Annotated in this window: 17 protein-coding genes; 7 read left to right on the forward strand and 10 right to left on the reverse strand. The window is 68.9% G+C overall.

Annotation, left to right across the window (positions count from 1 at the left end):
- Nucleotides 1–193: 193 nt before the first annotated feature.
- The gene (locus tag JGU66_34545) at nucleotides 194–1,822 is read left to right on the forward strand and encodes a hypothetical protein (GenBank protein ID MBJ6765903.1); all 1,629 of its coding nucleotides are present in this window, start codon (nucleotides 194–196) and stop codon (nucleotides 1,820–1,822) included.
- A gap of 50 nt (nucleotides 1,823–1,872) precedes the next feature.
- Here JGU66_34545 and JGU66_34550 read toward each other — a convergent pair whose 3' ends face one another.
- On the reverse strand, nucleotides 1,873–6,981 hold the full coding sequence (locus JGU66_34550; GenBank protein MBJ6765904.1) for a hypothetical protein: 5,109 nt from the start codon (nucleotides 6,979–6,981) through the stop codon (nucleotides 1,873–1,875).
- 71 nt (nucleotides 6,982–7,052) lie between these two features.
- Between JGU66_34550 and sthA the strand changes: the two genes are divergently transcribed.
- Nucleotides 7,053–8,450 (forward strand): Si-specific NAD(P)(+) transhydrogenase, encoded by a 1,398-nt coding sequence (sthA, locus tag JGU66_34555; protein MBJ6765905.1) that lies wholly within the window; start codon nucleotides 7,053–7,055, stop codon nucleotides 8,448–8,450.
- A gap of 54 nt (nucleotides 8,451–8,504) precedes the next feature.
- Here the strand turns inward: sthA and JGU66_34560 are convergent, their stop codons facing one another.
- The 6 genes from JGU66_34560 to JGU66_34585 form a co-directional block, all read right to left on the reverse strand.
- Nucleotides 8,505–9,266 (reverse strand): hypothetical protein, encoded by a 762-nt coding sequence (locus tag JGU66_34560; protein ID MBJ6765906.1) that lies wholly within the window; start codon nucleotides 9,264–9,266, stop codon nucleotides 8,505–8,507.
- 87 nt (nucleotides 9,267–9,353) lie between these two features.
- Nucleotides 9,354–10,364: a bifunctional methionine sulfoxide reductase B/A protein gene (locus JGU66_34565; protein ID MBJ6765907.1), complete on the reverse strand. Its 1,011-nt coding sequence runs from the start codon at nucleotides 10,362–10,364 to the stop codon at nucleotides 9,354–9,356.
- A gap of 154 nt (nucleotides 10,365–10,518) precedes the next feature.
- A complete protein-coding gene (locus tag JGU66_34570) occupies nucleotides 10,519–11,460 on the reverse strand; it encodes an HTTM domain-containing protein (protein MBJ6765908.1) in 942 nt (313 codons plus the stop codon).
- Entirely contained in the window at nucleotides 11,457–11,999 is a 543-nt protein-coding gene (locus JGU66_34575) for a hypothetical protein (GenBank protein ID MBJ6765909.1), read from the reverse strand. The genes JGU66_34570 and JGU66_34575 overlap by 4 nt, the downstream gene beginning before the upstream one ends.
- A 100-nt stretch (nucleotides 12,000–12,099) precedes the next feature.
- Nucleotides 12,100–12,447 carry a hypothetical protein gene (locus JGU66_34580; GenBank protein ID MBJ6765910.1) on the reverse strand — a complete coding sequence of 116 codons (348 nt, stop codon included), beginning with the start codon at nucleotides 12,445–12,447 and terminating at the stop codon, nucleotides 12,100–12,102.
- A gap of 196 nt (nucleotides 12,448–12,643) precedes the next feature.
- Nucleotides 12,644–13,573 (reverse strand): ferritin-like domain-containing protein, encoded by a 930-nt coding sequence (locus JGU66_34585; protein ID MBJ6765911.1) that lies wholly within the window; start codon nucleotides 13,571–13,573, stop codon nucleotides 12,644–12,646.
- 344 nt (nucleotides 13,574–13,917) lie between these two features.
- Between JGU66_34585 and JGU66_34590 the strand changes: the two genes are divergently transcribed.
- From JGU66_34590 to JGU66_34600, 3 genes are all read left to right on the forward strand, one after another.
- Entirely contained in the window at nucleotides 13,918–16,359 is a 2,442-nt protein-coding gene (locus JGU66_34590; protein MBJ6765912.1) for a hypothetical protein, read from the forward strand.
- Nucleotides 16,356–17,183: a hypothetical protein gene (locus tag JGU66_34595; protein ID MBJ6765913.1), complete on the forward strand. Its 828-nt coding sequence runs from the start codon at nucleotides 16,356–16,358 to the stop codon at nucleotides 17,181–17,183. Before JGU66_34590 ends, JGU66_34595 begins: the two co-directional genes overlap by 4 nt.
- 200 nt (nucleotides 17,184–17,383) lie before the next feature.
- Nucleotides 17,384–17,557: a hypothetical protein gene (locus JGU66_34600; GenBank protein MBJ6765914.1), complete on the forward strand. Its 174-nt coding sequence runs from the start codon at nucleotides 17,384–17,386 to the stop codon at nucleotides 17,555–17,557.
- A gap of 234 nt (nucleotides 17,558–17,791) precedes the next feature.
- On the opposite strand, the gene JGU66_34605 is transcribed toward JGU66_34600, so the two are convergent.
- Genes JGU66_34605 through JGU66_34615 form a run of 3 tightly spaced genes read right to left on the reverse strand, consistent with a single transcriptional unit; the run spans nucleotide 17,792 to nucleotide 21,050 of the window.
- Nucleotides 17,792–19,666, reverse strand: coding sequence for a hypothetical protein (locus tag JGU66_34605; protein MBJ6765915.1), 1,875 nt, complete (start codon nucleotides 19,664–19,666; stop codon nucleotides 17,792–17,794).
- Nucleotides 19,663–20,484, reverse strand: a complete 822-nt coding sequence (locus JGU66_34610; protein ID MBJ6765916.1) for a hypothetical protein — start codon at nucleotides 20,482–20,484, stop codon at nucleotides 19,663–19,665. Before JGU66_34610 ends, JGU66_34605 begins: the two co-directional genes overlap by 4 nt.
- A complete protein-coding gene (locus JGU66_34615; protein MBJ6765917.1) occupies nucleotides 20,481–21,050 on the reverse strand; it encodes an RNA polymerase sigma factor in 570 nt (189 codons plus the stop codon). Before JGU66_34615 ends, JGU66_34610 begins: the two co-directional genes overlap by 4 nt.
- A 1,135-nt stretch (nucleotides 21,051–22,185) precedes the next feature.
- On the opposite strand from JGU66_34615, the gene JGU66_34620 reads away from it, so the two are divergent.
- Both JGU66_34620 and JGU66_34625 read left to right on the forward strand, forming a co-directional pair.
- Entirely contained in the window at nucleotides 22,186–23,124 is a 939-nt protein-coding gene (locus tag JGU66_34620; GenBank protein MBJ6765918.1) for a hypothetical protein, read from the forward strand.
- A gap of 53 nt (nucleotides 23,125–23,177) precedes the next feature.
- The gene (locus JGU66_34625) at nucleotides 23,178–23,708 is read left to right on the forward strand and encodes a hypothetical protein (protein ID MBJ6765919.1); all 531 of its coding nucleotides are present in this window, start codon (nucleotides 23,178–23,180) and stop codon (nucleotides 23,706–23,708) included.
- Nucleotides 23,709–24,355: the final 647 nt, after the last annotated feature.

Here is a 24,355-nt window from a genome sequence, read left to right on the forward strand (position 1 = left end):
GCCACACCGCCCCCTCGGAGGCTCCGACGTCCCGAGGCGTCCGGGGCGTGGCATGCCGCGTGCTCAAGGGCCGCCAATCCAGGCTTCACTGTTTACACCGCGACGGATGACCTCATGGGTCTACCTGGAAGCGACGGCCCGTCGGGGGGCGGGCGGTCGTCGCACTCCTCGCCCCTTGGAGCCATTCCCTGTCATGCGAATGCGACTGTCTTTCTTGACCTCATTGATGGCCCTCGCGCTGCTCGGAGGCCTTCAGGCCTCGGCGGCCGATGGAGACAGCATCCCCGAAGGCTGCGTGGACAAGCGCTACTGCGACGGCACGCAGTGCTACGCGGCGGAAGATTCCATCTCGATGCTGGCGTGCGGGTGCGGCCTGTTGGACCCGACGTGCGGCGTGGGCCGCTGCGTGGAGGGCGCGTACTGTGACGGCAGCGCCTGCGGTGACGCCGGCATGTGTCACCCGATCGACTCGCCCATCTCCCAGGTGATGTGCGCGGGCGCGAAGATGGACGCCACCTGCACGCTGCCCGCGAGCACCTGCGGCGCGGGCTCGTGCGTGGACGGCGCCTACTGCGATGGGTGCGGTTGCCAGCCGCTCGACTCCGCGCCCTCGCAGGCCCTGTGCGCGTGCAAGCTGGCGGACCCGCGCGCGGGCGTGGGCTCGTGCGTGGACGGCGGCTACTGCGACGACCTCGCGAGCGAGGCCGGCCACTGCTTCAAGCCCGAGGCGGACGTGTCGCGCGCCATGTGCCGGGGCGCGGTGCTGGACAAGTGCGTCGCCTCGCCTCCCGCCGAGCCGGTGTCCTGCAAGGACGGCGTCTACTGCGATGCCTCGCGGTGCTACGCGGATGACTCGGCGCTCTCCAAGCAGAACTGCGCCTTCGTGGATGGCTCCGCCTCCGGCAAGCAGGGCCTGGTCAAGGCCCTGGGGCCCTACGACGTGGGCGTGATTCCGAAGCGGCCGTGGGGCTGCCCCGCGGGCAGCGAGTACGTCCAGTTCTACATGGACGATGAAGACAACCACAACAACAACTACCTCTGGGGTTGGGTGGGCGCCACGCGACAGAACAACCAGGGCACCACGCTGGGCTTCTGCCGGGTGGACGGCGCGAAGTTCCATCCGCTCTATCACAGCTGGAACACGGACCTGCGCAAGGAGACCTACGCCGTGCTGAAGCTGGGCGGCACGTGCCCGCCGGGCAGCATGGAGTTCGTGCGCAACTTCGACAACGAGGACCACAACAACCAGAACTCGCACGTGGGCAACATCTGGCCCAACGTCTCCAACAACAACACCTCGCTGCGCTTCTGCATGTTCATGCCGAGCAACAACGGCGCCATGGGTGGCTTCCCGTCCTTGGGCATGGAGTACGGCGTCTTCGCGGCCTCCAACTACAGCTCCGCGTACTGGCTGGCGCAGGGCTACATCCACACGGATGACGAGGACCACAACAACGCCAACTCCTACAGCTACAACAACAACGGCAACCCGGCCCTCCTCATCCACGCCATGGTCTTCGGGAGCACCAACACGGAGATGCGGCTGGCCAAGGTGGGCAACGCGCCCGCGCCCTGCACCAAGCTGGTGCACTACTACACGGGCGCGAACCTGAGCGCCTGGTACGACGGGGCCAACTGCTACATCAAGCCCGTGCCGCCCTCGGGCACGCCGTTCGTCTGGTCCAACAACTACTACGTCTCCGCCGGCCCCAATCACAGCTGCAGCGAGGGCGTCTATGACGGCGCCAACTGCTACATCATGAGCGCGCCGGCAGGCACCACCGCCTTCAAGTGGGGCAACGCCTTCTATTACGCCGAGTAGTCCCACTCCGCCGCCCGCCGAGGCCCCGCGAGCCTCGGCGGGCGCGGTTCTCAATCCCAGCCACTCAGCCGCATGCGCATGCCCAGGACCCAGCGCTCCCATTCCTGACGCCGCACCGTGGCCAGCACGCGCCCGCCGACGATGGTGAGGCCCGCGAGCGTCATCACCAGGAAGCCGATGCGGTGGTCTCTCAGGCCGGCGTCCAGCAGGTTCACCACCACGTCCAGCGTGAGGAAGAGCGTGCCCATCGCCAGGTAGGCGCGGATCCGCAGCACCATTCCCATCACCACGCCCAACAGGCACACGCCCCCGAAGACGAGCGCGGCGGTGCCATCCGGTGAGGCGCCCACGCTGAGCGACAAGCGCGCCGCGGCGGGGACGTAGAGCAAGAGGCCGCCGAGGACTCGCACCGCGTTGCGCGCCGCCTGCGGCAGGCTGGACGCGAAGAGCTGCCCCAGCATGAGGAGCAGCAACCCCAGCGGCGCCAGATAGATCTCCAGCCCCTCCAGCCCGAACGCGAGCGCGCCCACCAACAGCGACACGTTGGTCGCCATCGCCGCGAACGCGCCGAACAACCGGCTGCGCTCCAGCGCGCCCAGCGCCGCGTACAAGAGGCCCGAGCCCGCCGCGAGCAGCGCCGCGTGCGCCGTCGCATCGCCCGGCAACACCAGCGCCATGCCCACCGGCAGGAGCGCCGCGAAGCGCCGCGTCGCCTCCGCCACGGGCCGCACGCCTGCCCGACGCGCCAGCACCGTCACGCCCACCAGCACGAAGCCAAGCAGCAGCGCGAAGAGCGCATCGGTCTCGGGGCTCAGTCCGGGCGCGTACAGGTGGCGCACGAGGGCGTAGATGCCCACCACCGCCGTTTGCACGAAGTAGACATGGCGCCCCGTGTGCTCGCGCCACGCGCAGTGCAGCGCCACGCCCACCGCGAGCCCGATGCCGCCCACGGCCAGCGGCAGCGAGTCCGCCGACGCCCTGCCGCTCGCCGCGCCTCCCGCCAAGAGGAAGCCCATGAGGAGCAGGCCCGCATCACGGCCCCAGCCCAGTCCCGTCGACAAGTCCTCCCGCCGCGTGCGCAGCAGCCGGTGCGCGACGTGGAGCCCGAGGACTCCCACCGTGGCCGCCAGCGACAGCGCCGCGCCTCGCTGGGCGACCCACTCCAGGTAGCTCGATGGCGCGAGCTCCGCGAGCCGCGCGGTGAGGAACGTCGTGACCCCGGCGACCCCTGCGCTGCCCGCCACCATCGCGGCCACCGCGGCCATCCCCGTGGCGAAGGCACCGCGCCACGGTCGCGCCGCGACGAACACGGTCACCGCGAGCAGCGCCAGCGACACCGGCAACGCGGTGAAGGGGAACCATTGCCCGAGCGCGAACCGGACCACCGCCTCCAGCAGGAGGTTCGGCACCGCGAAGGTCGCAGAGGGCGTGCCTCCTGCCGCCAGCGCGTAGACGCCCGCCACGACGAGGAACGGGAGGATGGAGAGCTGGATGCGCACGCGAGTCTCGCTCTCAGTCGCTCCCCGGCGACGCGCCAGCCACGGCCCGCCCCCCACCACCGCGAGCGCCAGCAACACGAGCACCGGGCCCGGCCAGGATCCGAAGAACTCCGCGCGATGCGCCTGCGCGTGCACCAGCAGCACCAGGCCCAGCCCCAACACGGTGCGACCCGCCCGAGCCGCCAACCCCACGAGGAGCGCGGCCCCCGTGAGGAACACCACACTGGCCGAGCCCAGGCCGGGCTGGAAGAAAGCGGCGAGGGCCACGAGCACCACCGCGATGAGCGAGGCCTCGCGCAGGACCCCCAGGATGGGCCCCGGCAGCACCGCCATCCGAGGCGCCAACACGCGCGCGAGCACATGGCGCCAGGAGTTCACGTGCGCCACGACAACCGCCACGCCCGCGTAGGCCAGCCCCGCGAGCGACACCCCGATGAAGGCGCGCAGCCACAACTCCTCGGGCGTGGCCCCCGGAGCCAGCCACGTCCAAGGTTTGAGCCAGCCCCACATCCCATCCGACGCGGCCACCGACACGGTGGCCCACTGTCCACCGGGAGGCGCGAACATCATCAACGGCCCGCGCCCCAAGCTCCCCTGCGCGCACCAGAGCGCGGCGCCAGGCAGGCCGAGCCACAGCGAAGCCCGAGCCAACCCCACGGCGCGGAACGACACCGCGAGCAGCATGGAGAGCACCGCCGGCCCCAGCAAGAGAAGCGGCGGGACCAACGCGAGCGCGCGCGTGGGGTCCGGATAGGCCAGACGCGCCGCGCTCTGCAAGAGCACGAGGCCCAGCACCGCCACGCCCGCATGCGGCACGCCGTGATACAGCGGACCGTGCGTGGGGTTCTCCAGTCGGCGCGCGAGCGCGGGCCCCCACCGCCGCGTCGCCAGCGCCACGCCCCACAGCCCCATCCCCCCCCAGGACTGCCGCCACGCGGCGATATCGGGCGACAACGGCCTCCCCGCGCGCAGCACGAGCGCCGTGAGCGCGATGAAGCCCGCGACCATCGCGAGCGTCGCCACCGAGCCGCGCACCGCGTACGAGACGAAGCCTCGCGACACGAACGCCACGACCGCGGCCCCCGTGAGCAATCCACCGGTCAACAGCAACGTGGAACGCTCGGCGGCGACCGGCGCGAGCAGCCACGGCATCAAGAACTGCGTGGCGAGCGCCGCCTGGATGAAGGCCGCGGCGGCGAAACCATCCGTGAGCAATCGCCGTCCCTGCGCCCCCCACGGCAGCGGCACCGCGCCCAGCACCCGTCGGCCCTTGAGCGCGGGCGCCCCCGGTGCGGCGTCCTCACGCCCGCGCCCGGCCGCGATGAGCGCGAACGCCAGCGCCAACGCCGCGGCGACGAGCGCCGACAGCGCCCCGACTCCCACGACCTCTTCGTCACTCGCCAGCGCCGCGCTGGCCGCACGCGATGCCGCCAGCGCGACCCCCACGCCCCGCGACACCGCCAGCGCGAGCGCCGAGGCCGCGGCGAAGGACAGCAGTCGGCTCGCATCGCGCCGCAAGCGGATGAACAGGACGAGCGCCGCGAGGCCCGGCACCGCGCACGCGACGAGCACATCCCAGGACGGAAGGACATGCAGGACAGCGATGGGGAGACCCGAGTCGCGCCCCACCACCGAGCCCACCACCCCAGCGAGGGTGAAACCCAGCGACACATCCTCCAGCGGCAGCAGCTCATGTCCGTTCTGCACGGCACGGCGAGCCCACACAGATTGCACCCACCCGACGAGCCCATACCCCGCGCCCAGCATCACCAACACGCCCGGCCCCGCGTCCTCTCCGGACAGCGAGGCCAGCACGCCCAGCAGCAACGCCATCGCGCCCACGACATGAAGCCCACGCCAGCGCCAACCGCCCGCGACGTGCGCGGCTCCGGCGATGGCCAACCCCGTCACCCACCGAGGCGCGAACCACACGGCGTCCCAGCCCGAGGCCAGCACCGCGAACGCGGGCACCATCGCGACCGACACGACGAGGCTCCACATCAACAGCCGAACGCGCGGCCCCTGCGCCGACGTGGCACGGGCCACGAGCATGAGCCCCGCTGCCGCCACTCCCACGCCCGCCAGCCACCCATCCACCGCCCACGGCGTCACCAGTCGCGCCGCCAGTCCGCCCGTGAGCAGCACCGCCAACACGCCCGCGTGAATGAGCGCGCGGCGACGAATCTCACACAGGAAGAACACCGCCGCGGCCAGCGCTGGCGCCACCACGGAGGCACCATCCACCCCGAGGTTCGCGCCCGCTTCACCCGAGAACGCGCCCAGCGCGCCCGCGAGCGCGCCACTGGCCAGACCCGCGTGCGCCAGCGTCTCGAACACGGGCGCCGCGCGAGGATGCGCGGCGCGCACCGACTCCAGGCTCGCGGCCACCGCCACCACGGCGGCGAGCAACATCGCCCAGAGCGTCATGTCCGCGAACAGGAGCCCGCCCGGGGCCAGCGCCTGGAAGCCCGACGGTGCGCTCACCACGACGAAGAGGCCCAAGCACACGGCCCCATAGAGCGCGGCCCCCACGCTGACCAGCGACGCACTCTCCACACCCCGACGTCGCTCGCGCCACACCGTGACGGCGAGCGAGACCACACCCACGCAAGCGCAGAGGGCTCGCGAAGCGGGGGCCTCACCCCAACGCATCAACGGCAGCCCCGCGAGCAGCGAGGGCACGAGCGCGATCGCCAGCGACGCAGGGGATGCACCATGCAGCAAGCGCCCCGCGGTCCGCATCGGCACGAGCGCCAACCCCGCGCACCCGAGCGCCACGGCCACACCGAGCCCCGGTGTCAGCTCCACCAGCGCGGAGAGCGCCACGAACACGACGGGAAGCAGCGCCAACCCAATGCCCGCGAGGATGCGCGCGGCGGACGACGAGCGACGACCCAGGAACCGCCCCAGCCCGATGAAGGCCGCGTGGTAGCCGAACAGCGCGCCCGTCACCAGGAGCTGACGCGGAGCCCCGCCCAGCGCGCGCCACGCCTCGCGCACGCCCATGAGCGAGCCGCCCAACACCAGCACCGCGCCCAGGAACCACCAGATGTACTCGTGAAGCCGAGGCGCGCCCTCTTCGCCCCCGCGCTGCCCCGACGGCAAGTCGTCGAGCGCCACCACCGCCTCGAGCCCTCCGCCCAGCGAGCCCGAGTCGCCGCTCGAGTAGATCGCCGAGCCCGCGCCCAGCGCCAATCCCAGGTCCCCCTCGCCGCCATCGCCGGCCTCGCCCGCACTCCGAGCCGCCGCCTTCCGCACGGCTGCCTGCTCGCGCTCCTCGCGCGCCGCCTCTTCCAGCGTGCGGGCGAGCGCCGCGCCCCACCCCAGCCCCCAGCCCTCCTTGCGCTGCAGCGAGGCCGCCACGCCATCCGCCCAGGCTTCCACTCGCTGGGCCGCATCCGGCACCGGGGGCGGCGGAGCCTCCACGGAAACGACAGACACTGTCGGCGGATTCGGAGCGCGAACGGCCGTCTCCAGGCGATCCGCGAGGCCCGAAGGCAGCAACCCCTCGGCCCGCCACTGGCCAATGTGTCGAAGGAGCCGACCCTGAACCACGTGGTCGAGATGCGGCTCGGAGAGGGGCACGAGGACGGCGCCACACTCGAGGCAGGCCCCCCCAGGCCCCTCCTCACGAACGCGCGCACAAACAAGGCAAATCATGTCCCGGCGAGCATACCGCCTCTCCGCGGATGTTTCTTTCCAAGTCGCCAGCGAGAGGAAATGCTCGGGGCATGAGCGTACGGCAGTTCGACGTGGTCATCCTCGGCTCAGGCCCTGGCGGTGAAGGCGCATCGATGAAGGCGGTGAAGTCGGGCCGCAAGGTCTGCACCGTGGAGCAGCGCCCCTTGGTGGGCGGAGCCTGCACCCACACCGCGACCATTCCCTCCAAGGCGCTGCGCCATGCCATCCAGCGCCTGATGGATGTGCAGCAGGACCATCCCCACCTGCGCACCGAGCTGGCGCGCCACACCACGTTCAAGGACCTGCTGCGCGCGGCCACGTCCGTGGTGTCTCGCCAGGTGCAGCTGCGCACCACCTTCTACGAGCGCAACCGCGTGGACCTCGTCGTGGGCCGCGCCCGCTTCAAGGACGCGCATACGGTGGAGGTCTCGGATCCACGCGGCTCCAGCGAGCTGCTCTCCGCCAAGTCCTTCGTCATCGCCACGGGCTCCCAGCCCTACCGGCCGCCCGGCGTGGACTTCAATCACCCGCGCGTCTTCGACTCGGACACCATCCTCGCGCTGCGCGACGCGCCGCTGACGATGATCATCTACGGCGCGGGCGTCATCGGCTGCGAGTACGCCTCCATGTTCCGGATGCTCGGCGTGAAGGTGGACCTGGTGAACACGCGCGACCGGCTGCTGTCCTTCCTGGACGACGAAATCTCGGACGCGCTCTCCTACCACCTGCGCGAGCAGGGCGTGCTCATCCGCCACCAGGAGGAGATGGCCCAGGTGGAGCCGCGCGATGACGGGGTGGTGCTCCACCTGAAGAGCGGCAAGCGCCTGCGCGCGGACATCTTCCTGTGGGCCAACGGGCGCTCGGGCAACAGCCGCGACCTGGGCTTGGAGTCGCTGGGCATCGCCACCGACTCGCGCGGCTGCATCCAGGTGAACGACGCGTACCAGACCGCCGTGCCGCACATCTACGCGGTGGGCGACGTGGTGGGCGCGCCGTCACTCGCGAGCGCCTCGTATGACCAAGGCCGCTTCGCCGCCACGCACATCGTCGAGGGCCGGCTGGAGCACAAGCTCGTCAAGGACATCCCCACGGGCATCTTCACCAGCCCGGAGATCAGCAGCCTGGGCCGCACCGAGCGAGAGCTGACCCAGGCGGGCGTGCCCTACGAAGTCGGCCACGCGTTCTTCAAGAGCCTGGCGCGCGCGCAAATCACCGGCCGCACGGTGGGCATGTTGAAGATCCTCTTCCACCGTCAGACGCGAGAGATTCTCGGCCTGCACTGCTTCGGCGACAACGCGTCGGAGATCATCCACATCGGCCAGGCCATCATGTCGCAGGAGGGGCCGGGCAACTGCATCGACTACTTCATCAACACGACGTTCAACTACCCCACCATGGCCGAGGCCTATCGCGTGGCCGCCCTCAACGGCGTGAACCGCCTGTTCTGATGCGTCCTCGCGGCGAGGCCCCCGTCGCCTCGCCGCGCTCACGCCGAGCGGGAATCACATCCCCGTGGGCAGCTGTCGCAGGGGGTCGCGCCCCTCGGCGGCGGCCCGCATCGCGAGCCCGAGATAGGGAGCGGACTCGGACAGGAACTCGGGGAGGAGTGCTTCCTCGAGCTTCTTGTCCTGGGTCTTGGGCAGCTCATCGAAGGTCGCATGGGCTCGCGCCTCGACCTGCCCGGCCCAGCTGCTCGCATGGCCTTCCTCGAAGATGACCTGCGCGCGCACATTGCCCAGCACGAGGAGCATGTTGTTGCTGCCGCGCCCCTCGATGAACGGCACGTCCACGTCGCCGAGCAACTGCATGTCCCCCGAGGTGAAGAGCCCCGGGCCCGACAAGGCCCCCACGACGGTGACGCAGGAATCCGGCCCCATATCCGAGACGGGCTGCGCGGCGCGCACCGAGCCCAGGAAGACGATGGGCGCGATCCACCGCGTCGGCTGGGTGAGGACCACGTTCGCCGCGACAATCCGCGGCTCGCGCCATTCGGGCTGATCCACCGTGACGGTGGGCAACTCCGCGGGCAGCAGCTCGCGGAGCGCCAGCGACCACATGGCCTGAAGCGAGGGATTGCCCCCCTCCCGCAGCCACTGCGCCGGACCTTCTTGTGACACCGCCGCGAACGCCTCGGGCGTCGGCAAGGCCCAGGTGGCGGCGAGCACCTCGCGCTGCGCCTCCGTGAGTCGGGCCAGCACCCGAGCCCAGGCCGCGCTCCAATCCGCGGCGGAGAAATCCGGTCGATAGTCGAGGGGCTTGTTCATCGTGCCGGCATGAAGGCGTTCCCCGTTCCCGCCGTCAATCCACTTCCCCTCAGCACCCACGAAGTCCGCGAGCGGCGCGAAGAGTCCTCAGTCGCGCAAGTAGTGGCAGGTGTAGCCACCCGGGTGCTTCTCCAGATAGTCCTGGTGGTACTCCTCGGCCGGCGTGAACTCGCCCGCGGGAACGATCTGGGTGACGACCGGCCGCGACCACTTGCCGGAGGCATCCACCCGCGCCCGGACCTTCTCGGCCACGCGCCGCTGCTCATCGGACAGGGTGAAGATGGCGGAGCGATATTGCGTGCCCACGTCGTTGCCCTGGCGATTGAGCGTGGTGGGGTCGTGCATCCGGAAGTACCACTTCTCCAGGAGCCCCTCGTAGGTGAGCAGCCGCGGGTCGAACACGACGCGCACGGACTCCGCGTGGCCGGTGCGGCCCGTGCTCACGTCCGCGTAGGTGGGAGCCGAGCCCGTGGGCGCTCCGCCCGTGTAGCCCACCTCCGTGGAGATGACGCCCGGCACCTTGCGCAAGAGTTCCTCCATCCCCCAGAAGCACCCGCCCGCGAGCAGCGCGGTCTCGCGCGTGGCCACCGCCGGAGCCGCGCGGCCGAACAACGGCAACAGCGCCCCATACCCTTCCTTCGCGAGCGCATTGACGGGCACGAAGCGCAGGGCCGCCGAGTTGATGCAGTAGCGCAGGCCCAGTGGTTTCGGCCCATCCTCGAAGACGTGTCCCAGGTGCGAGCCCGCTTCCTTCGAGCGAACCTCCACCCGCGTCATGCCCAGGCTCTCGTCCCGGGACTCCACGACGTGGGCCGCCTCCACCGGGCGCGTGAAGCTGGGCCAGCCCGTGCCTGAGTCGAACTTGTCGCGCGAGGAGAAGAGCGGCTCGCCGCTCACCACGTCCACGTAGAGGCCTTCCTCGTGGTTGTTCCAGTAGGCGTTGCGGAAGGGCGGCTCCGTCGCGCCCTTCTGCGTCACTTCGTAGGACACGGAAGAGAGCGTTCGCCGCAGCTCCGCGTCCGAGGGATGAGTCCCTGGCGCCGCGCCTCGGGCTTCGGTGCAGGCCGCCAGGGCGAGGACCCATCCCAGGGTCACCAGCCCCACGGCGCTCCAGCGACGGAACGACCCCCGCCGCTCACGACGAGGCGCGGTGGGAACAACCAGGACATCCGACGACATGGTCTCGGCCTCCAGGCACGCCGCCCCTTGGGACGGCCTCTCTCCCGGATACGCGCGAGGCCAATATCTGGTTTCAGACCAGCGCGAGGACTCTCCCCCGGCGAGCGGGCAGGAACCGCCGCACCCACTCCCACCCGAAGGCGGAGAAGGTCAGCACGCCCATCATTCCGCTGAACAACCACAGCCCCATGAGGACGGCGATGCCCAGGTGCATCCCCAACGTCAGCACCACCCACAGCGGCCGAGTCCGCGCCGGCCAGATGAGCACCGGATAGCCCGCCTCGATGACCAGCGTGCCCCAGCTCGCCAGCTTCACCAGCCAGGGCACCTGCGCCAGCCAGGCGAAGTCGAACTGCCCATACTGCGGCTGCATCAGGACTTCCCAAAGCGCCGTCCCGTCCCGCCAGGTGGGCCCTACGAGCTTCTCCGCCCCGGTGGCGAAGTAGATGACACACAGATGCAACTGCAACACGCGCAGCGCCAAGGTGGCCTCGGACGACGGCGCCCCGGCGGCCCGGCCCGCGCGGAGGTCCAACGAGAACGCCGCGCCCACCGGCATGACCACGCAATAGAACAGGCTGATGTGCGCGAAGGTCTCCACGCCATAGGCGAAGAAGTTGCCGCTGTTGAGCAGGACCGAGTGGGCCAGCCACGCGACGAGCGCGCACACGCGCGTCCTCCATCCGAGCAGGAGGCCCACCAGCGCCAGGCCATAGGTGAACACCACCGCGCGGACGCCCTGGTCGGGCGAGAGTCCCCACTGGCCCAAGAACGACGTCACCCGGTCGAGCCGCAGCATCCAGGGCGCGGCCAGGGACTCGGAGACGCTCCACGGCACCAGCCCACGACTGCCCAGCAGCTCGGGCAGCGTGTCCGCCAGACTTCCCACCTGGATGAGCAGGAGCAGCGCGACGCCCACTCGGAAGACCGCGAGCGGCTCGGGGGAGCCGGGGGTGGACACGAAGGCCACCCAGCGCGGAGCAGTGACGGACCTCGACGAAGCGAGCGTGCTCATGGCGCTCCCACTCCCGTCTGCGGCTCCGAGACCGGAGCGCGATGTTCGAACACGGCGCGATAGGCGTCGATCCACTCCGGGCGGGCCCCGGCGCTGTATTCCTCCATGGAGGGGAGCCGAAGCGCCTCCACCCGCACCGTCACCGAGCGCGCGTCCGGGTGACGGCCAAACATCGCCGCGGCCCAAGAACGTGCAAGCGGATCCTGCACGTCCTTGAGTCCGAAGCGCAGCAGCATGGAGTGGATGCGCAGGTTCATGGCCGCGCTGTCGAACCGGAAGTCATCGCGAATCGCTCCGCCTGACTCCCGCTCCGCGCGGAACGACACCCGCACCGCCGGACTCACGCCCGGCGCGAAGAAGCTGAACTGGCTGCTGGCTCCGGACCAGGCGGCATAAGCCTGGCCGACTGAGCCCAACGGCCCCAGGACCTGGAGGGGCCGCAGACCGAGCGCGCTGGAGAACACGAGCAACAGATGAAATGCCGCCAGCGACGTCATGAGCGCGTGGCGCGCCGTCAGGGTGGTGAAGGGCAGGCGCATGGGGGTCCTCGAAGCACCGGAGGCAAACCTCCGGTGCGCGCAAGGTCAGGTCCATCGAGACGGCGCCCCGCTCACCGGGGATTGAGGCGGGGCCGGAGGCTCAGTTGCCGCAACCGCCGGTGCCACCGAGGATGCCGCCCAACAGGGCGCCCCCGTTGCCGGTGCCGAGCAGGTTGCCCAGCAGACCGCCACCGCCCAGCAGGCTGCCCAGCAGACCACCGCAGCCACAGGTGCTGCCGTCGCCGTTGCCGAGCGCGTTCACCTTCTCGGCGGCGGGGTTCGTGTCCTTGGAGACGAGAACGACCTCTTGGAGCGGAACGGCCTCGCGGGGGTTGTTGACCTTGAAGTCCGGTCCCTTGGCGACGGCCGCCGTGGTCCCGAGCGCGACGACGCACAGCACCGCAGCCCGACCCGCCATCAGATGAAGCTTCTTCCAGTTTGCACGCATTGGCCGCTCTCCTTTGTCAGTACAGCTGGGCCAATCTCGGCTCGTGACATGAAAGAGCAACCATCCCCCGAATCGCGGCCATGTGTCTGACGGAGGGCGAAGCGCGGCTCCGAGGCCAGCAAGCGGGCGATACAGCGCGAATGTATCGCCCGCGGGTGGACATGCCGCGCTCTCTGAATCCAGGAGCCCCGGAGCGCTACGCGACCAGGCCCGCCATCCCCTGAATCAGCCGGAGCGCGTGCGCCTGGGACGGAACGCCCGCGTCGCGCACCAGGGACTCGGGAGGCGCGTGGCGAGAGGCTTCGTGCTCCAGCGCACGCAACGTCTCGCGCCGGGCCTCGCGCAGCCGCTCGCGCGCGGAGGGCGCCAGCCGCTCGGACGCCCAGGCATCCACGGCCCACGCCAGCTCCGCGTGCCGCAGCTCATCCCGCGCGATGGGCACCAGCGTCCGGCGCACCTCGGCGTCTCCCGCCGCGCGCGCCTGCCAGCCCGCCACCAGCGCGCCATAGGCCTCGCGCACGCAGCCCTCGACCGCGTTCTCCAGGCACATGGCCTCCAGGTCGCGCGGCTGGAACGACGCCACCTCCACCTCGGGCATCCGCGCGCCGTGCCGCTCCGCCAGCGCCCGCATGGCCCGCGTGTGCCGCACCTCGTCCGCCGCCGAGCGCCGAGCGGCCTGGATCAGTTGCGCGGGCGCGCCGTGCTCGCGCAGCTCATCCGCGAGCCGCAGGAACGCGGGGACCGAGGCCGCCTCCAGCCACGCCGCGTGCGCGAACAACATCCCCAGCTCACAGGCCTCGCCTGGCGGGCCCACGTCCTGGAGCCCCTCCGGACGTCGGCCATCGTTCGAGCACGTGAGGTAATTGCAGACGAGGTCCACCTTCGTGGTGCCCTCCAGCGGCTTCGCGGAACAGCTCGTGACCATGGCGCCGCCCGGATGCTCGGGACATTGCTTGCACCGGGTCGCCGAGTCCGTCGAGGCCAGCTCGATGGACGAGGCGGTCATCGACAAGGGACCGCTCGAGCACTCCGGCTCCGAGCCACAGGCCCACAAGGAGAGCGCGGGAGCCGCCAGCCACAGGCCATGAAACGTGCGTCGCAGGAGGGGATTCTTCGGCAGGTACATTGGACTCGTCCTTCAATCCAACCCCCGGCCAGGTCAGCGCAGTCGCCCGGCATCCTAGCCACGCGCGCCAATGCGAGACAAGCCAGGGCCTCGCATGACGGCGCGGACACGCGGCTCGGGAAGTGAGGCACGGGAAGTGAGGCGCGGGAAGATGCAGCGCGCGCGACGTTCCTTCGGAAGAACTCGGAGGTCTCATGCAACGCGGTGCGCTTCTCCTGGCCCTTGCGGGCTTTCTACCGTGGAAGGCCTGGGCGGCTCCTCACACGACGCAACTGACACCCCAGAACGCCGCCACCCAATGCACCTCGCGCACGCCGTGTACCCAGCCCACGGTGGATGGCTGGGTGCCTCCGCTCGAGTATGCGGATGGCAAGAAGTTCCCGATGCAGGACTACGTGAACGGCGGCCCCAACGGCGAGCTGTACCTGATGGTCAGCGATGACGCGACCTACGGCACCACGGTTTGCAACACGGGAGCCACGCGCGCGGCAGGCATCCCCGCGACGGTGGCCAACCCTTGCGTCAACCAAACCCTGTTCATTGGCCTGCGGCTGCCGCGTCCCAAGGATGCCAATGGCAACTTCCTGAATCCCTCGGGCCTCGTCACGGTCTGGATGGACGCCAACCGCGATGACACGTTGAACAACGTGGCGGGCGCGGACCTCCCTCGCGCCGAGGACCGGCGCATCGTGCTCCGCTACAGCACGGGCCCCTCGGGCATCAGCAGCGTCACGCAAAGCCAGGGCGACGGCACGGGAGCCTGGGTCAGCAGTACGTCTGGATCCGCGTGGGCCACCAATGCCGTGGTGACGCTGCCCGCCGCGGAGCCGGGGTTCGTGCACCTCGAGCTGTCCGTGAAGCTGCGCCCCACCAAGTCGCTCTTGCAGATCAGCGAGCCGCTCACCGCCAGCGTGCGGAAGATGGGCCTGGCCATCCAGAGCACGCCGTTCGCCTTGGCGGGCGCCACGCAGAAGGTGGGCGGCGGCATCTTCTACAACAACAAGAACCGGCTCCCCGTCGACAACCTGCCCGGCACCTGGGAGACGCTCGAGTTCAAGGCGCCCACGCCCATCCCCCTGAGCCTCACCATGTGGAACGTGGGGCAGATGCCGGACGTGACGTTCTGGGTCCCGGATGGTGGCTCGGGAGAAATCGATACCGTCGCGCAGCAGCTCTTCAAGAAGGAGGTCGCCTGCGTCTCGGAGATCTGGATGTCTCATGAGCGCGGCGAGCTCATCGAAAAGGTCAACGCCCTGCGCGCGGCCGCGCTCATGCCGCCCATGCAGGCCATCACCGAGCAGAACGACGAAATCCTCCAGCCCTCCACCGAGAGCACGGGCCTGGTGCTCTTGTCCTCGCGACAGATTCTCGAGGGCGGCGTGCACCATTTCCCTTCGGACTTCTGCACGGGCTCGGACTGCCTCCAGGACAAGGGCGTGATCTGGGCGCGCATCGCCACGCCCGCGGCCACCACGCCCGTGCTCGCCAATGACGACACGGGCGCGCCGCACATCGCCTCAGGTACGGACTACGGCGAGTTCGTCGACGTCTTCTGCACCCACGCCAACGCGGGCGACAACACCCCGGGCGACGACACCGACGCGCGCGAGAAGCAGTTCACCGACATGGCGGCGTATGTCCATCAGGTCCGCCAGGGTGGCCCGCTGACGGCCAACAGCGGCGCCTATCAGCTCGGAGACAACGACGTGTTTCCCAGCGGGACGTGGCCGAGCGGCCTCGACCGCCCCGCGTTCCTGATGGGCGACCTCAACACCGTGGGCCCCAAGGCCACCCAGGCCGACAGCGGCTTCTCGGGCTACCAGCGGATGATGGGCGCCGGCAGGCTCGACCTCACCGCCCGCACGGAGTTCGAGAAGGCCAACTCCACCTTCTCCAAGGCTCGGGACCTGGCGCGCACGGCCTCCGGCGCGGACCCCATGGCCACGGGCACCTGGCTGTCCAGCCAGTGCACGTCCGATGTGGCGACCCAGCTGGGCACCAAGGACCGGATTGATTACGTCCTCGTGTTCCCGCCAGCGGACGGGCCGGAGTTCCCCAGCTTCGCGCTGCTCAAGGAGCCCACGGCCAGCGTGGACCCGCACTTCGACCCGGACTCCGTCTTCTACATCCCGCAGCTCGGGCAGACCATCTCGCAATGCCTGTCGGACCACGCCATGGTGGATGTGAATGTCACCCTGGCCCGCGTGCGCGATGTCTTGAAGTACAACCCCTCGCGCCCCCATCGCGTCGAGTACGCGGTGAAGCAGGTGACGGACCTGGAGACGGCGAGCGGCTGCTGCGCGGACTGGTACACGCCCCGGGTGCGCATGCAGACCAATGGGTTCTGGCGGGAGAATGCCTATCTGAACATCATGGAGGACCAGATCATCTATCCGAACTGGTTCGTGCACACCGGGCCGGACAATCCCACGCAGTTTCCGGACCTGCCCTCGCTGTTCCTGGGCACGGTGTCCATGACCTCGGCCATCTGGGAGGAGGACGTGGGCCCGTCTGACCATTACGACTCCATCCCCGAGGGTGGCGCGGGCACGGCGGTGGACGAGCGCGACGCCCACTTCACGTTCTTCGCCAGCAGCGGCCTCTTCCGGCGCGTGAAGGGCGAGGCGAACGCCAATGACTGGCTCACCGCCATCGAGACGGTGGCCAACTTCCAGAGCGGATACGAACACGGCGTCACCCTGGAGACGTCGGGCCAGGACCAGGCCACCGAGAACAACGCGCGCGTGCGGCACTACTTCAACGTCAAGGAGCTGGAAGCGCCATGAGAGCCAAGAACCTGGGGTACGCGCTGCTCACCCTCGCGCTGGGCGGCACGGCCCACGCACTCGAGCCCATGGTGCCCTATGACAACTTCAATCCCATGCGCCCGAGCACGGGGCGCACGGTGAAGATTCGCGGCCTCGACCCGGCGCGCTGGTCCAACGAGGAGACAGGGACGCGCGTCGAATCGGTCCGGGAGCTGGCCTTCACCCGCCTGCACCTGAAGAGCCGCGCCACCACGGGCTCGGGGCGCTACGGGTTGGCATTCACGAATCCCGCGCGGGTGACGGCCATTGAAGCCAAGGTGCGCCTGAACAATGCCCGCAGCGTGGGGTGCCTCTCGCCCCAAGCCGGCACCGCGACGAGCACCGCCGAGCTGAGCGGCAGCTTCTTCAACGCGGGCACCGTCACGGCGGGCAGCGCGAAGGACGACGTCACCGCGGCCCTTCGTGTCGTCTCGCGCTCGACGGACATTCCAGGCTCCCAGGAGCTGCGCGTGGAGGCGACGGTCGCGCAGTGCCTGGACGCGACGTGCGCCACTCGGAACACGCTCTTCACCCAGGACCTGGGGCTCGTGCACCAGGGCGAACAGACGCGGCTGAGGATGCAGTGGGATGCGGCGAACCACCGCTTCATCTTTCAGCGCGACGAGCAGGCAGAGGTGTACGGCGCCTACGCGGTCGCTGATATCCAGACGCCCGCGCTCTCAGGCAAGGGCTTGCGGGTGACACACGAGCTGCCCACCTGCCCCGCCGGCGACCCCGTGCCGTTGGGCTACGCGAACGCCTACTTCCACGACGTGCTCGTCAACAAGTCCGCCGCGCCCTGAACCTCACGCGACTTGTGGCGGGGCCGTGCACACGTGCCCCGCCCTGCTCATGCTGAAAGCATGAGCCCTCGTGGGGAACGCGCTCCACGTCCAAACAGGAGGGAGCGGGTTCCTGGCCTGGGAGTTGGTGACCTGCCCTGAGATTCTCGGACCACCTGAAGCTTGAGAGGATGCCGCTCCGGGTACGACGGAGGCAGGCGGTGAAGAAGCGTCGGTTCAGCGAAGAGCAGATGGTCGCGATTCTGCGCACGCCGTCCCCCTCCGAGAGGACCACCTTCCCGTCCTTCACGACCGAGATGGCCAGCCCCGGTACGTTCCAGTCGCGGATGGCGGCGTTGACGTGGGCGTCGAAGCCCGCGGACGGCACGGTCTGACCGAAAGCGGAGGCTCCCCCCTGCCGGAAGATGAGCGCGAAGAAGAAGGGGAAGGAGGTGACACTTCGAACCATCGGTCGGGCTCCGGGTCGCGAAACAAGAGAAGAGGCTCAGGGGTGCAGTCGCGAACAAGGCGTCATCTATCTTTGGCAAACGCAGGGAGCAACCCACCCCGTCCACTCGTATCGGCACCAGCCATGGGCACGTCGAGCAGCACGACAGGTTTTGAGTGACTCAGAATTGGCCCGACATCCCCATCATGGCCCCACCCTCGGGGAGCAGCGAGATGGACATCCGAGGCACTTCGCGAGGTGCGCGGTCGGAGCGCCAGGCTTCGAGGACATGCTCGGCGGGTGACCGTTGCAGGAAGGCGTCCAGCAGGAAGCTCGTCCCAGCAATCATGAAGGCCGGCCCTGCCAGCCGATTGAGGGCGCGACCATAGTTCTCCGGCAACGGGGGCTTCGCGTCCTCCATCCACACCGTGAGGGCCGCACCTGTGGCGAGTACGAAGGCGCCCGTCAACTTGAGAGCAAACCTGTTGCGCTCCTCGGTGACCGCGATGCTCCGGAGGCGCTCTTCGGTGCGCGCAACCACCAAGGCGTGGTCCTCCTGAGTCAAGAGCGCCCGCCGATACTCCGCTTCCACCTCCTCCCCCTCCGTGCTGCTCAGCAACGACCACGTACCGGCCCCAAGGAGGAGCGCGCTTGCCCCCAGATAGCTCCAGCTCGCCGCCTTGTACCCGCCCGCCCTCAGGTTGAGCCCTCCCGCGAGAGCCATTGCCGCGCCACCCGTGAGCCGGAGCGCGCCTTCGACGTGTCTGCTCTGGCGCTGCTGTCGCCCCAGTTGCCCCAGAAGCAATCCCATGCGTTCACCGTCCTCGCGCGAGATGCCGTACACGGGGGTGGGGGTCGCCGCTTGTGCACTGCGGAAGTCACCAAGCGCCCGGGGGCCAAACGGCTGAGCGAAGAGCATGCGCAGAGGGTCCGTGATTCCCCGCGCCTCCAGCACGCGCTCGACGGAGACGAGTGAGGAGAGGGTCCCCTGTTCCGCAGGCAACCCGAAGCGCTCGGAGCTCCCATCCGCGAGCACCCGCTCGACGCTCCCACCGCGAATGGCCTGGGGCAGGCGCAAGTGGACACGATGGCCCGCCTCGCTGTGGCTGTCTATCCAGCGCAGCCCCTCCGCATCCCGCACAACGAGCCGGACGGGCTCTGTCTCACCCACATCGAGCACCGCGCCGTCCGCGCCCCCGGACTCCATCAGATGGACCTGGTTGTCGCCCGAGGGACCTCGGGCAAACACATGCGGGCGGAAGGCGGGATTCTTCACTTCGTGGCTGGCGGTCTCCACGAAGGCAGCCAGCTCTTCGTAGGAGACCGCCCCGTCCCCGTCCCCGTCCGCCGCGCCGAGCAACCCCGAGCGGACCGCATGACTGAAGATTCCGGACTGGAGCTCCGACCACTCATACACCTCCGCCTCCGCGCTCGTGGAGAGCAGCACCCCGACATTCTGGAGCCTGCGCCCCATGGCCTCCGCGGAGTCCACGGGCGTGGCGTAGCGCCGGCCGCCGGGCTTGCGCGGGTTGAGCATGAAGAACGAGTTGCAACTGTCGAGGACCACGTGGGCCCGTTGAACCGGAATCTTGGACAGCGCCTCCTCGAGCGCGTCGGACGTGAAGGCGCCATCGGCAAGCTCGAGGAAGCCCTTTCCTTGCTCGACATCCCCGTGACCGGCGAAGAGGAAGTACAGCTCACTCTCCCGTCCCTGGCGCGTGTTCTCTCGGACGCGCCGCGAGATATCCTCGAAGGCCTCCTGAAGCCGTGCGAGGGTGGGTGGCTCCGCCCGCTGCCGCACCTCCGGAAACAGCCGCGCGGTGTCCTTGTCGAGTTCCGTGAGCACGCGCACATATGCCCCCGGGGCGAGCACCCGAAAGACGGTGTCGTACTTGGCAGCGTCATCGTCCGCGAACTGGAGCCGGGGGCGTCCGAGGGTGGCACTCGTGTTGTTGCCGACAATCAAGACGAAGCGCTCGCGCGTTTCGGCCAAACAGAGCATGGGGAGGAGGAGCAACGTGTACGTGAGCGACTTCATGGCCGTGGAGAGATTCATGGCGCTTTCTCGAGCATCAACGTCCAGTGGGTGAGTGCGGCCTCCGGCCAACGCGCGCGGAGGAGTGGTTCCAGGTTCGGGCTCTTCTCGAGCGCCTCCACGTCGAGGACGCGGAGGGGCTCGGACGTCACCAGCGCAAAGACTTGCAAGGGGCCCAACGCGGGCTGGTCGAGCAGCACCGCCTCCGGCATGGGGGGGTCGCGTACCGAGGGCGACAGCTCGACAGATCGAGGGTCCTCCCCCGGCGTGAGGTACGCGGGGTAGAGCCAGTGAAGCTGGCCGGCTGCGTCACTGGCGAAGAGGAGGAGAAAAGCGGGCGTCTCGCCCAGGTTGCGGAAGCGCGCGAAGAGCGGGGTCGACGGCGAGAGGACCGCTCCGGGACGAAGCAGCACGGGTGGGCTGCCGGCGGAGAGCAGGTCCACTCCAACATACCGTTGGAGTGGCGCAACGAATTGCCCGCCACGCGCGGCGAACTGCGTTCGGAGGGGAGAGAACGCTTGCACCGCATATCCACACAAGACGCCTGTCACCGCCAGGCATGCCGTGGCGAGTCCTGCGCGCCAGCCCGGTGCCCACCAGGCCACGGGGTGGCGGAGGGGCTTGTCCTTGAGACGGGCCATGAGAGCTTGGACGTCGCGCTCATCCACGGGAGGCGGTGGCGCGCTCAGGCGGGCCACCAGCTGCTTCTGTGCGTTCAGCTCTCGGCGGCAGGATGCGCAGCAGGACAGGTGTCCTTCGAGCCACCGGGAACGATGGAGGGTGCTCTCGCCATCCAGCCATTCCAGCAGCTCCATGGGGTCGGGACAGGGGGCGCTCATTCGCCATCCTCCTGGGTGTGCGCGCGCAGTTGGCGGATGCCGAGAAACACGCGCGAACGGACGGTGCTGACAGGCACATCGAGGATCCGAGCAATCTCGGGGTAGTCGAGCCCCTGGCTGAATCGCAGCAGCACGGCCTCCTTCAGCTTGGGAGACAGCTCATGCAGGGCCACCAGGGTGCGGCGGCGGCGCTCGACGTCGAGGAGGGTGTCGAGGGGGGAGTGGGCAGTGACGCCCTCCTCCTGTGTGAGGTGCCGCTTCCGGCGCACGCGGTCGCGATACTGATTGCGACAGAGGTTGCGCACCACCGTGTAGAGATAGACGGAGAAGGGACGCGCTGGCCGGAACTCCCGGCGCGCATGCCAGACCTTGAGCAGGGCCTCTTGCGCGGTCTCCGCCCCCGCGGCGGCGTCGCCCAGATAGCGGGTCGCGAACTGCTGAACCTGCGCCAGGTGCCGCCGGACGAGCGCCGCGAAGGCGTCCTCTGCCCCCGCGCTGGCCAGGAGCATCAGCTCCGCGTCAGTGCGCTCCTCGACCGGCCTGTCTGGAGGCGGCACGACGAACATTCTCGGATTTCGCTCGGACATCGGCAGGAGAACACCGTAGAGCGAAGTCCGTTGAGTCCCTAGATGCAGATTTCTCCAAGAGGAAGAGGGGCCGCGCCACCGGAGCGCCGCAATCAGACCGCAGGTGTCTCACCGGGGCAGGTTGGGAGCAGACTCTGCCGCCCCGAAGCCCGGGCACTGAGTCACTCGTGCGTCGACCCATAGTCACCAGGGCGTCAAGGTGAGTCGGCGAGGCGCACAAGGGCGTCGTCAGCGCGGCCCATCTGCCGAGGCTACATCTTCTCTGACAAGGGGGGCACCATGCCACGCCGAGGCTGGGCTCCAATCTGGAGACGATCTTGAGAAGGCGCGGCGTTTCGATCGCGTGAGCCACGATCGGTGGAAGCAGGACGGCCGACGGGGCGATTGCGAGCGCGCGACGCTTGCCGGCCGTCAGAGTTGCGGAGGGATTGAATCAGGCCGCGTCGAGCTCTTGCTCCTGGTTCGAGCGGCGAGACTTGCCAGAAATCCGGACGAGCAATCCCTTGTGCACGAGAGGGCCGCGATGGCGGATGGATGCGACCTTCAAGAGGCATTCGCCCGGCGACCTCGGTTTCTTCCCGCTTGCTCATCTCGTCCACTCGTACAGCCCAGCGTGGCCCAAGCCTTCCCTGCCGCTAGTTTTCGGCCGCAACAGGAGGTCTCAACCGCAAGCCCATGCCAGGATCTTGAGCAGGCGCCGCGCTCGAGTGGTTCGAAGCTCCCCGCTCCTTGAAGGTCGCCTCCACGGTAGGCCGCCAAGCACTGGAGACTCGCGACGACCAGCAGAGCGAACGCGAGCGCATGGCAGGTGCGCATGGAGGATGACGCATGGGTTGACCGGATGGCCCGACAGGTTTTCGACAGTGGAGCCCTGCCGGTCCTCGGAGTGGACATGCCCCGACTCGTTGGGGTGCCAGCGTTGCCCACCTCGTTCCAGGCCGGACCGCAGACAGGGAGCCCTCTTGCACACCCTGTGTCGAAGACGACCGATGCCCACCTGCGTCAAGACAACTTTGTGTCGTGCACTCGCACCTTTTCTGCTCTCCGTCCTGGCACAGCGACTGAATACGGCCACGCCAGAGCCACGGTGGCTCGTGAAAGAGGTCGGCGAACGATGTGGATGGGGATGAAGCGGCTTTGGAGTACCTCTGCCTTCATGGTCGTGCTGGGGGCGAGCAGCATCGCGAACGCACACGACCTGACATGCGAGAAGACAGTGAATGGCAAGACGGTGGAGGTCGCCAATACCTATCCGTTCACGGCCGAGTACAGTTTCAAGGTCAACAACGTCCACCCGACATTGCCGTCCATCCTCTTGACGGCGACGGACGATGTGCTCTCGGGCGTGGGATTCACGTTCACGCCCGCGCCACCGGTCAGCATTCCCGTCGGCGGCTCGGTGACCTCGACGTTCACGTTGACGATCGGCAGCTTCGACGAGTGCGAGGCGTTCGCGGAGCTCGACGGCCTGGTCGACGCGAACATCGACAACACCTTCGAGGTGACGTTCGACCTGGGCTCTGCCATGTGCTCAGCGCGCCTGACCTGTGAGCCGCCCACGACGCCGCCGGGGCAGTGCACCGGAGCAACCCGGACGCTCGGCTTCTACAAGACGCACATCACTACGCTCCAGCAGTGCCTGCTCATCGGGCCTATCGGGCTCGGAGCCATCGGGACCATCTCCACGCTACCCGAGGCGGAGGGGATTCTATGGGGCGACCCAGCCGTCTACTCCACGGGGGGAAATCGCAGCCAACTAGACCGGCTCCGCTTTCTGCTCGCGCGGCAGACCTTGGTGGGTATCTGCAACCAGCGACTCTTCGGCGCGACTCCTACGCCGAGCACGCTCCTCACGGACGCCGTCGCCGCACTGAATGGCACGCAGTGTACGTCCGCCATCTCGCCCCTCATCGGCCAGGTGGATGCCTTCAACAACGGCTGTGACTCCGAGTCGTTGCCGCCGGACTTCGATCCCGGCCCGGCCACGCCTGGCGCCGCGCAAGCACTCGCGGACGACCCGACCTCGCCCTCTGGTGAGAGCTGCACGCCCTGAGGCGAGCCCGCATCAATCCCACACCTCACTCGAAGAATTCGAGAAAGCAAACCATGAACAAGCTCGTGTTGACGACATACATTGCAGCGGCGCTGACCCTCGCGGGTTGCGGCAGTGACCGACTCGCCACCCATCCGGATGGAAGCCCCGAGGAGACGGAAGTCATTCCAGGCCAGCGCTTCGAACTGCGGCTCCGAGGCACCTCGACAGAAGGCTACGACAAGCTGGAGGTTCCCATCAGGGACATCAGCGTCACCGGAAACGGTAGTCCCATCCGGGTCCAGCTCGCCCAACACCAAGTGGACCTCGCCAACTCAGACCACGCGCCGCTGGTGGGCTACTTCTACGTGCCCGACGGCGTGGAGCGCGTCCGAGTGACGCTCCAACTTCAAGGCCTCGGTGAATACACCCAGGGGGAGAAGGTGGGCGCCATCGACGCGCGGGTCGCTCCGATACACTTCGATGCGCCCGTCCGTGAGCTCGCGCAGCGAGGCCGTGCCGTGGTGCAACTGGACGTGGCGCGCTCCCTTATTGTCAAGGGGGAGCATCGCCTCCTTCTGCCCAATGGAGTCGTCAACTACTGACCCTCGAATGACAGCGCCACAGCACGATACCTCCCCCAATTCGGTCGCTGCGTCATGAGCGCGTCGAGGCCACACTGGGGAGCCCGTCACTTCGAGCGAGGCGCGCGCGTGGTCCTCGAGTTTCTGTGCGGCCGATGTGATGGTCGGCATGGTCGAGCATCCCGGCGAGGTCAAGTCCCGAATCGGGTGTAGTTATTCGGGGCGGGAAGTTCCTTGGGGGCATCAGGCGGCGATGTCTGGGGTTGCTCCCGGGCGCGCCGCGCTCAAGAGACCGCCTCGAAAACCTCCTCCTCCTGGGCAAAGTGGAGTTGGAGGATGGCGCCCAAGCCATAGAGAAGCCTCCGCAACTCGCGCCGCTCCAAGTCATTCGGCCCCTGTTCGCCCAGGTCCACCACCCGAAGGGATGTCTCGGGTGGCCGACTGTTCCCTTTCCAGGGAAGTCTGAGCCCACGACAGAGTGCGCACGGTCCGGGGCGGGCAGGCGGCCCGGCGCACGTCGTGCGCCCCTTTCACCCATGGCACGACGCCGGGGGGCGGTGCCCCGCTTCAAGGTGGAGCGGGAGGTATCCATACGCCTGAAACCATTGCGCTCGGCGGACCTGACTGCGCGCAGGCGGCTGGAGCTGGGGGTGGGCCCGAGTCTCGGA

The sequence above is a fragment of the Myxococcaceae bacterium JPH2 genome (assembly GCA_016458225.1).
In the GTDB taxonomy this organism is placed as follows: domain Bacteria; phylum Myxococcota; class Myxococcia; order Myxococcales; family Myxococcaceae; genus Citreicoccus.

Coding starts and splice junctions, on each gene's coding strand:
- JGU66_34585 (MBJ6765911.1), bottom strand. CDS start 13,573: ATGTACCTGCCGAAGAATCCCCTCCTGCGACGCACGTTTCATGGCCTG.
- JGU66_34580 (MBJ6765910.1), bottom strand. CDS start 12,447: ATGCGTGCAAACTGGAAGAAGCTTCATCTGATGGCGGGTCGGGCTGCG.
- JGU66_34545 (MBJ6765903.1), top strand. CDS start 194: ATGCGAATGCGACTGTCTTTCTTGACCTCATTGATGGCCCTCGCGCTG.
- JGU66_34615 (MBJ6765917.1), bottom strand. CDS start 21,050: ATGTTCGTCGTGCCGCCTCCAGACAGGCCGGTCGAGGAGCGCACTGAC.
- JGU66_34560 (MBJ6765906.1), bottom strand. CDS start 9,266: ATGAACAAGCCCCTCGACTATCGACCGGATTTCTCCGCCGCGGATTGG.
- JGU66_34605 (MBJ6765915.1), bottom strand. CDS start 19,666: ATGAATCTCTCCACGGCCATGAAGTCGCTCACGTACACGTTGCTCCTC.
- sthA (MBJ6765905.1), top strand. CDS start 7,053: ATGAGCGTACGGCAGTTCGACGTGGTCATCCTCGGCTCAGGCCCTGGC.
- JGU66_34570 (MBJ6765908.1), bottom strand. CDS start 11,460: ATGAGCACGCTCGCTTCGTCGAGGTCCGTCACTGCTCCGCGCTGGGTG.
- JGU66_34595 (MBJ6765913.1), top strand. CDS start 16,356: ATGAGAGCCAAGAACCTGGGGTACGCGCTGCTCACCCTCGCGCTGGGC.
- JGU66_34610 (MBJ6765916.1), bottom strand. CDS start 20,484: ATGAGCGCCCCCTGTCCCGACCCCATGGAGCTGCTGGAATGGCTGGAT.
- JGU66_34575 (MBJ6765909.1), bottom strand. CDS start 11,999: ATGCGCCTGCCCTTCACCACCCTGACGGCGCGCCACGCGCTCATGACG.
- JGU66_34620 (MBJ6765918.1), top strand. CDS start 22,186: ATGTGGATGGGGATGAAGCGGCTTTGGAGTACCTCTGCCTTCATGGTC.
- JGU66_34625 (MBJ6765919.1), top strand. CDS start 23,178: ATGAACAAGCTCGTGTTGACGACATACATTGCAGCGGCGCTGACCCTC.
- JGU66_34550 (MBJ6765904.1), bottom strand. CDS start 6,981: ATGATTTGCCTTGTTTGTGCGCGCGTTCGTGAGGAGGGGCCTGGGGGG.